The following is a 9,448-nucleotide window of genomic DNA, read 5'->3' on the forward strand; positions in this document are numbered from 1 at the left end:
GCTTTATCTTGAGCTTGCCATATAGCATCATGGCGAGAATAATAATCAGCGATTGGGATTGAGTAATCAGATTGTGCTCCTAAAAACATTTGGTTTCGATATAAAGTATTTGGCACATCTACAACCATTTCTGGTAATGGTCTCATCAAGTACACAGGCCGACTTTCACTTAGCTTACACAAGGTCTTAATTTGTTGAGTCTCATAGTCTGCAAGCACTGCACTCGCTTTTTGCTGAATATCATGACCAAAATAAATAGTAGGTATATTGTGATATTGATGCACTTCATTGTACCCAAAAATACTGCCGGTAATTCTAGCGACTACAATAATTGGGACCTTAGAAGGTGTTGCGAGCTTATCGATTAACCGTTCATTAAATGCTGCACACTCTGAACCTGCCATTTTACTGTGTAGACCAAGTAATGTGGGGCAGCTGTTATAGGAAAACTCTTGTACACTTCCATCGCCATGGGTTGCCTCTACAATACTTGATACAACAGCATTTGCATGACTATCACCGACAAGTACTGCGGCGAGAGGCCCATCTCCATGAATACATCCAGCTGTTGTAATATCTCGGCCTGAACTAAGTAGACACTCCTCAAGCCTTGGGTTTCGATTAAATGCTTCATTACTTGCTAGCTCAACACTTTCAGGCAAACGGCCATCGATATGAAGATGACGAGTACTTATCGCTAACAGTTCAACCACGACGAACAGTGCGACTAACAGTTGTACCTGTTTTTTCACCTTGTACTTGTTTATAAACCGATTAAAAACGATTTCGATGTAACGATATGACAATCCACCTGTACGAGTTAAATAGAGTACGAAACTGCACCGTAGCTAAAAGCCTTTAAAACGGCTGCTAATAATTTAGTGAAATTAAATAAAGTAGGAAACTAGAAAAGGGGTGATTTAAATTTTCCTCATAATGTGACTAATAAAGTTGGAAACTGGCAACAGAACCAATGGAATTATGAGCTAATAAAGTAATTTTATAATAAATGCTCTATGGCGGTTTAGTCCCTTTTCGTATTAGAGCTAACCGTCACTAATGCCACATTGCAGGGCATTTATGATGCTCAATCTCTCTGGCTCCTGACCGAGAACTAAGCCACCATTGCGGTCATTCGCCTTTTTTAAAATCGAGATATATAGAGCATTCAATCTAAGGCGCTAACGCCCCCACAGCGAGTTAGAGCTAACCGTTACTTTTGCCAATTTCTGACCTTTTCTAATGCTCTAAATCAGCATAAAAAATGGTCAGCAATGATACGTTAGCTGACCTTAGCCTTGGCTTATCTATCGACATTTGAACCAATACAAATCAGCCTTGCTTTAGATAATAGAATTGTTCTAAATTTCATCAGGAATCTATAAAGTCAAAAATTCTAATTTGATTAAAAAATACCAAAGCGGACATTAGATTAATACGATTTTAGGTATTAAACTCTATGGTGCTTCGGGGCACAAAGTGAGATGGGTGATATGCATTAAGCAAACCTCACCATCTAAAATGAAATGCTAGATGATAATTTTCACAAATGAATGTAAGTTCAGTCTGGAAGTTAACTAAAAAATTTATAAATATATTAGAGTACTTACCGTCATTTTTTGAGTGTACTTAAAACTTACAACACCTACTCAATGTGCTGAGCTTATAATTACTATGTTCCCATGATTCATCGACCCATAACAGTCGGTACTGTTAGATAAGTTTAAGGTGTAAAAACATAGAAAGCATCACTTAATAATGAATCTATTATATTAAGTGATGCTTTTATTTTGAATAAACTAACTAAGGACAAACGCCTGGTTTAGGTGTAGGCGGAACGCCTGTCACGCTAAGATCTGGCACCCCATTTGTAACGCCAAGAAGATCATCGGGAACAGTTTCTAGATTACAGTTATCACCTTTGCAAGCCGCTGAAAAAGTAAAGTGCCTGTCCTTCAATATGACCACATTGTAGCTATATGCCAGAGGATCTAGTCGCCCTAAATTCCCCAGCTCTTTAATACCACTTGCTTCGTTAGACGTTGAAGCTTTGCTAATAAACCAATCGTGGTTTACTTCTTCTGCGGTAGCGCAGCGGCGGGAAACATAGCGCGAGCCATCTGCCAGGTTTTCAATATCGTTAATGCAATATTGTAAGTCTGCATTCACCGTGCCCGACTTATGATTACCCATAGAAACATCACAAACTGTTAAAACATGCGAGCGCTCACAAATGAATTTAGGTCCACGGCAAATTTGACAGCTGACTGGTTTAATAGGATTTAGCGCTGGTGTACTGCTATAAGCTACATCGCCAGTAGCGGTATCACCATTGGCGTCTGTAACGGTGAGCGATATTTTCCCTTTAATTTCAGTACACGTATTAGGTACCGCAGGAAAAGCGACGGTTGGGTTGTCTGTAGTACCACCGGTAATTACTAAGCCATTGGCATCGGAACCTAGCCCCCATGCATAAGTGTAAGGTGGTAAACCTCCCGTGATGGTTGGAACATGCAGTGAATGATTGCCTGCAATACCTGCAATACCTGTTAGGCCTGTATTGGCACTAAGGTCAATAGTTTTAGGCATGGGCGGTGTAGTTGGCGGTAATGGCTTGGTTACCGTTACATAAAAGCGTCTAACCCCATCCTTTTCATCATGAACTTTATTACCATTTGCAGTGGCGGCCAAGTCTACTATATAAGTGCCAGCTGCAAGCCCCGTAGGGTCAATTAGTAGGTCGTGTAAGCAGCATGATGCTATTGAGAAATTGCCTGCTGCAGATATAGGGCTGACCGTTATTTGAACATCGGCAGGTAAGATAAGGCCACTTGATACCTTATCAACATAGATAATTTTATGAGTGATAGGGTTTTTGCTTACATCCCCCTCTTCAAATTCGATATTGTCACCAGCAGCACTGATTTCAATATTTGGCTCAAATACCTTTAATGTTACTGTATCAGAGGTTGTTGTCGCACCTGTAGCCGTTACACGAAAGCGTAAAAGTTTATCACTCGGCACGAGTGCCGCAGCAGGTACAACAAAGCTAGGCGATTGTGAATTGGCATCACTCAGTACTACATTCCCGCCTAACTCTTGGACCCAACTATAAGTTACAGTGCCCGCTGCCAGCGCTGTTAACTGCACGGTTTCGCCTACAACGACATTGCGATCGGGGCCTGTTTCAACCGCTCCAGGGTTTGCTCTAACAACCACTTCTTGCTGTGCAGTCGCTAGGTTACCTGCCCCTTCAGCGGCAAAATTAAACTTTAATGTAGTGTCTGTTGTTACAACAGGTGCAAAAAACTTGGCAATGTGAACTAAATCCCCTTTGATGTTTGTTGCAGGGTTCAGTGCACCAATCGAATGAGAGTTACTAGCATCTGGTCGCCAGCGGCTTTCGATTAACGTGCCTGGGCCAGAAATAGAGCCTACAAGACTTACCTCTTCTCCCGCTTTAACCACCTGCATAGCATCAACATCAACATAAATATCGGGCACAGCTTGAACCAATACTTTAATTTGGTCCTTCTTAACGAGTGTACTGCTTGCATCGGTGCCACTCACTTCAAACACTAACTCTTTGAATTGCCCTGGCGTTGCCGCAGGTGCTTGAAACCATGGGTTAGCATCGGTATCACTGGTCAATGACCCCATGACATTATCGCCTGAAATTTGTGTCCATTTCCATGCTACAACACCCAAATTATTTTTTGATTTTGCAAATAAACTGCCCCATGCATTTTCAATGATGGGAAAGTTTTCGCCCGCATCTACTTCATACTCAGGAACAAGCGTGTGAATACTAACAACATCGCTGCCTTTATTACCGAGGCTGTCGGTGACCTCAAGCGTGTATTTGAAATCAACTTTCTGCGCGATTGATGGTGCTGTAAAGCTTGGGTTCGCATCACTGGTGCTGCTTAGTGGCGAGAGTGCTGAGGCGAACGGCCCAGGTGTCCATAAGTAAGTATAAGGCGGTAAGCCGCCTTGTGCATTGCCATGAAGAAAACCAGGCATGGTAAGCGGCACGCCATAATCTGCACCAGCGTCTACTCTCATGTGGCGATCGCTAATGGTAATGGTAATGGGCGCTGTTGATGTGTTGGCACTGTCGGTGGCGGTTACTTGTAATTTAATGTCAGTGTCTGCGCTCACCGCAGGTAACACTAAGCTGGCTGCGGCTTTATCGGCATCGGTAATGGCGGGTAACGTTAAGCCATTGGCATCAACTATCGTCCATGCATAAGTCACGCTGCCTGCGGCGTCTTGCACAGAGGCCAGTAAATCAAGCGTATTGCCTTCTGCAACACTACGCTTAGCTGCACCAGCTGTAACTTTAATGCCATTTTGAATTTGATAAGTGATCGTATCGGTTACGGGTGAATTATCCGCGTCGGTTACGGTTACCTCAACGACAACCGTGCCGCTTGCTCCTGGTGCCGTAAAGCTTGGCGTTGCCGTATTTGCATCGGCAATTGTTATGGTTGTGCCGCTGGTTTGAGCCCATGCAATAGTTGGCGTGCCGTTAGAGTTTGTAACGGTTGCTCGCGGTGTAACCTTGGTATTAGCTACTACGCTGGCGTCATTAGAAGCCACAACAGTAAGCGGTAACTTTGCAGGCACAAAGAAAGGGTCTATTGCGAAAGTAACTTGTGCCGTTTTAACACTACTGCCGTCACTTACTTCAACTTCTATAACAAGATCTTGATGCCCCGTTACTACTGGAACAGTAAAACTTGGGTGGTCGGTAGTATCATCCGTAATGCCACCTGCAATAGTCGGGCCGCTCACTTTGGTCCACTTGTAAGAGATGGTGCCTGCCGCATTCATAACTGAAACGGTTGGATTAACCATGCGACCGCTGTATACACTTTCATGCCCAGCCATACTTAAGCTCATGGGTGGTTTGCTCGGCGAGGCGTAAGGCACCACTTGGTATACCGAATTAACCGTTTTACTGACACTTTTTCCATTAACGCTATAAGTAATAACAGCTTGCAACTCAACAGGTGTTGTACTGGTAACACTAGGCGCACTTACAACGGGCTGTGCAGTATTCGCACCTGCTATTGCTAAATCTGAAGGTGCTGGGTTAGGTTTCACTACTGTCCATGCATAAGTGAAAGTACCACCAGATGCAGCATTTTCGTGTACATCAATACTGGGTTTAAAGGTCTTGCCTGACTCAACTTGATTGTTCTGATGCGTACTTTGGTTAGGGCCTGTGGCTAGGTTGCTGCCACTTTGGTTCTGATGTGAGTTCACTGTAAATAAAGGTTTAGCGGTGTACCTTACGCTTTGAGTGATTTGATTAACGCCGTCGCTCACTGCCAAATTCACTACAATGTTAGTGTCTTTGCTGACTGTTGGCACAACAAAGCTTGGTGCTGCGGTAGTTTCATCAATCAAGGTAACTACAGAACTCGTCCAGCGAATGGAATAATTCCCCGTGCCTCCACTAATTTGTGCTTGCGGCAGCACGGTGTCGCCTTCGGCTACGTCTGCGCTTGCAGGGTGTAATATAGAAACGGCTAACTTAGGGGCTGCTTTTACCGTGACTATATGCGTAGATGTAACTTGTTGGCCATTGGCATCGGTAACACTTACTACCCAAGTAAAGTCGGTGTCAGTGGTTACCGTTGGAGGCGTTACATCGGGGTTTTCAGCTGTAAGGCTGGTAATCGACGCTGTAGGACCACTTGTTTGAGACCACGCATAAGTAAATGGCGCTGTGCCGCCTTGTACTCTACCTTTTAATGAGATAACGCCATGGCCATTATACACCTCGTGCTGTGCGCCTTGCTGAGGGGCAAAAGGCTTTCCTAATACGTTAACTACTTGCGTTTGCGAAATGCTTTTACCACTGCCAGATTCTGTAGCCGTTACACTAAAAGTTAATTTCCCTGCGGCTGAAGGGGCGATAAAAGTTGCGGTAGGTTGAGAGGTATCGGTATGGGTTATAACAACCGGAGTACCCGTCACTTGTACTTGTGTCCAAGCATAAGTAAATGAGCCACCACCGCCGACTTGACTTGCCTGTGTGGTTAAATGAACCGTATCACCTGATGTAGCTTGTTTAACGGTATGAGCCGTTTGCTGTTGACTGTTAACTTGTGATTGCCCTGTATTAGGCTGATTAGTAAATGCAATATCGGGAGGAGTTACTGTAACAAACCACAATGTATCAAAAAGTTCACCCTCATCGTTAGTGGTTTGAGCACTAAAGGCAAGCTCTGTATCTTGGTTAACATCTGGTGCGGTAAATGATATTTCACCATTATTGGCAGTAAACCCAACGTCAGGTCCTTCGTCTTGTGACCAAGAAAACGTAGCATTCGGTTTTACTACGCTGGTTTCTGTATACAGCGCATTTAAAATCACCTGATGAGACGACTTTACCTTAGTTGGCCCACTAATCGTCAATGCACCTATTTCAACAGGTTGCACTGAGCTAAGCACAGCAATGGATACTTTTTCGCTGACTGTCGCGCCTTTGTAGCTCGCTGTGATTAGCACAATCGGTTCATCAATACCTGCAACAGCAACAAAATGAGCGGTATTATCCTTACTCGCCAAACCAATCGATTGTGCAGATTTATCTTCCCACGCATAAGTAACGCCGTTAGTTACATCAGTTCCATTAATGCTGACCATTGCAATAAGGTCTACTGAATCACCGACATCAACTATAGAGGGTGCCGTCAGAGTTAAATCTAAATGAGGGGGTGGGTTAATGGTTATACTTATCGTTTTGCTTACTGTTGAACCCTTAAATTTTGCTGTTACCAAAATAACCACTTCATGAACATCTGAGATGGCAACAAAATTTGCAGTATTGTCTTTACTCGATAAAACCACTGGTTGTGTAGATTTATCTTCCCAGACATAAGTTACACCGCTATTAACATCGGCACCATTAATACTAACCATCGCATTTAGGTCAACACTAGCCCCTGCATCAACAGCTGATGGAGCGGAAACGAATAAGGTTAAATTCGGAGGAGGATTAATGGTTATTGTCGTCGTTTTACTTATAGTGTCGCCATTCACAGAAGCCGTTACCAATATAACAGCTTCATGAATACCCGCTATTGCAGTAAAACTTGCTTTATCGTTATTGCTTGTTAAGCCCACTGGTTGAGTTGATTTATCTTCCCACACATAAGTTACACCACTATCAAGGTCTGTTCCGTTAATACTCACCATCGAACTAAGCTCGACAACGTCACCTATGTCAACAGAAGAAGGCGCTGTAACCGTTAAAACTAAAGTTAAATGAGGTGGTTGTTCTGGATTAATCGTTATACTTACGGTTTTACTTATCGTGGCTCCATTAAATGTTGCAGTCACCAATATAACAGCTTCATGAATACCTGCTATCGCAACAAAATTGGCTGTATCACCACTGCTTGCTAAACCAATTTGTTGGGTTGATTTATCTTGCCACACATAAGTAACACCACTATTAACATCAACACTATCGGCGCTGACCATAGCACTAATATTGACATTGTCGCCCACATTAACGCTAAGCGGTGCGCTAAGCGTTAAACTCAAATTAGGGGGGGGATTAATAGTAATACTTGTTGTTTTACTCACAGTGATGCCATCAAAAGAAGCGGTTACTAATATGACGGCTTCATGGATACCAGAAATAGCGACAAAATTAGCAGTATTGTTATTGCTTGTTAAACCAATATGTTGCGTAGATTTATCTTCCCACACATAAGTAACACCACTATTAACATCTACTCCATCAATATTTAACAACGCACTAAGATCAACGCTAGCGCCCACATCAACAGCTGGAGGAGCAGTGATAGTTAACTTAGGTGGTTGATTAATCACTATATTAATCGTTTCACTGACAGATGAACCATCAAAAGAGGCTGTTACCAATATAATCGCCTCATCAATACCTGCTACAGCAACAAAACTTGCGGTATCGTTATTACTCGTTAAACCAAGTTGTTGTGCAGATTTATCCTCCCACACATAAGTAACGCCACTATTAACATTTGCTCCATTAGCACTAAGTATCGCACTTAGGTTGACTGTATCACCCGCATCAGCCACAGAGGGTGCGCTAACCATTAAACTTAAATTAGGTGCAGTGTCTGAAGGCACACTTGCCTTATCACAACCAGTTAACGCCATCAGTAAAAATAAGCTTATAAAACGAAAAAAAGTCATAGTAAAGTCCAGAAATTAATTAAAAGCGTAAGCCAAATAAAAGGCTTAAGTTTGGTAAGTTAATAGTGTCATTACCATCTTCAATGGCGAAATAAGAGAATTTAACGCCAATATAGGGGTTAATGGCTGAATGTGGCAAAAAGTAAATTTGATTGCCTACCTGAAAACCCGTTGCGCCATCACGCCAATCTTGGCCTTTAATTTCACCCTCAGCCCAAATATATGAAACACCAGCATAAACTGAAGATTCCATGGTGGAAGATTGATGCCATTGGTAATGATAATTTAGCTGTAGTGATTCAAAGTTAAGCTTGGTGGTTTCTTGGCAAGATTGGTTACCACAATACGCAAGCACATCAGCACTATATTCACCCGTTTTGCTCCAGCCTAATGCAAGGAACGCATTTTGTGGTAATACTTGATGATGTAATTGAATTGAAACATCCAACCCCAGTTGAGTGTCAGAGTCAGTATCAAATACTTCACTGGTATTTAACTGGTAGTAGTCTTCTGCATTCAAGTAATTGGCGTGCAGGCCTACTTCAAATTGAAAAAAGGGGTTATCTGAGTCTGCATTTATTTCTGATGCAAAACTATTAGCTGAAATAAACAAGGGGAGTATGAATAGACTATGTTTTATTATTTTTGTATTGCTTAATAATTTAAACATTTTTTACCCTTAAAGTGTAACAAGTTATTTACCTATTAGATCATAGTAGATCTTACTTGTTGTTATTTCAAATTTATTCTGTAATTACTTAATAAAAATGGAAAAAATTATAGTTTGATATAAGTAAAGTCTTAAAGGTATTTAAATGACCAGAATAAAACCAATCTAGATTAATCGATCTACTTTCAACGGCACTGTTCGAAGTGACCTGGTCAAGTAAATTCAGTCACCCTAGTTAAGCTACTTTTTCTAACTCATTAATTTTCAATTCAAAATCATTCGGGCTTTGATAGCCTAAGTAAGAATGTAATCGGTTACTGTTGTACCACATGGTTATATAATTCAGGACATCTTGCTGTGCTTCATAGCGTGTTTCATAGTTTTTCCAATGTACACGCTCTTGCTTTAGGCTACCAAAAAAGCTTTCCGCAACGGCATTATCCCAGCAACAGCCTTTTTTACTCATACTGCCAATAAGCTAATTGTGGCAACCCAAGCTAACGGCTGTTTGAGCAACAATAGCAGTATAGCGAGTAAATAAAATTTTTGCGCCAGTGATAACTGATCTCTAATTGCAAC

General features: G+C 42.0%; 3 protein-coding genes and 1 pseudogene. All 4 read right to left on the minus strand.

Features of this window, described 5'->3' with window-relative positions:
* On the minus strand, nt 1-752 hold a 752-nt coding region (locus ORI98_RS17975; RefSeq protein ID WP_306136131.1), incomplete at its 3' end, for an SGNH hydrolase domain-containing protein.
* Between the two features lie 1,051 nt (nt 753-1,803).
* Nucleotides 1,804-8,199, minus strand: coding sequence for a hypothetical protein (locus ORI98_RS17980; protein ID WP_306136132.1), 6,396 nt, complete (start codon nt 8,197-8,199; stop codon nt 1,804-1,806).
* A 19-nt stretch (nt 8,200-8,218) separates the two neighbouring features.
* Complete coding sequence (locus tag ORI98_RS17985; RefSeq protein ID WP_306136133.1) at nt 8,219-8,869, minus strand: outer membrane beta-barrel protein; 651 nt, start codon at nt 8,867-8,869, stop codon at nt 8,219-8,221.
* 235 nt (nt 8,870-9,104) lie between these two features.
* Nucleotides 9,105-9,344 (minus strand): annotated as a pseudogene (locus ORI98_RS17990) (IS3 family transposase); the annotation flags it as partial.
* Between the last annotated feature and the right edge of the window lie 104 nt (nt 9,345-9,448).

The organism is Shewanella sp. ULN5 (genome assembly GCF_030731885.1).
GTDB classification, from domain to species: Bacteria; Pseudomonadota; Gammaproteobacteria; order Enterobacterales; family Shewanellaceae; genus Shewanella; species Shewanella holmiensis.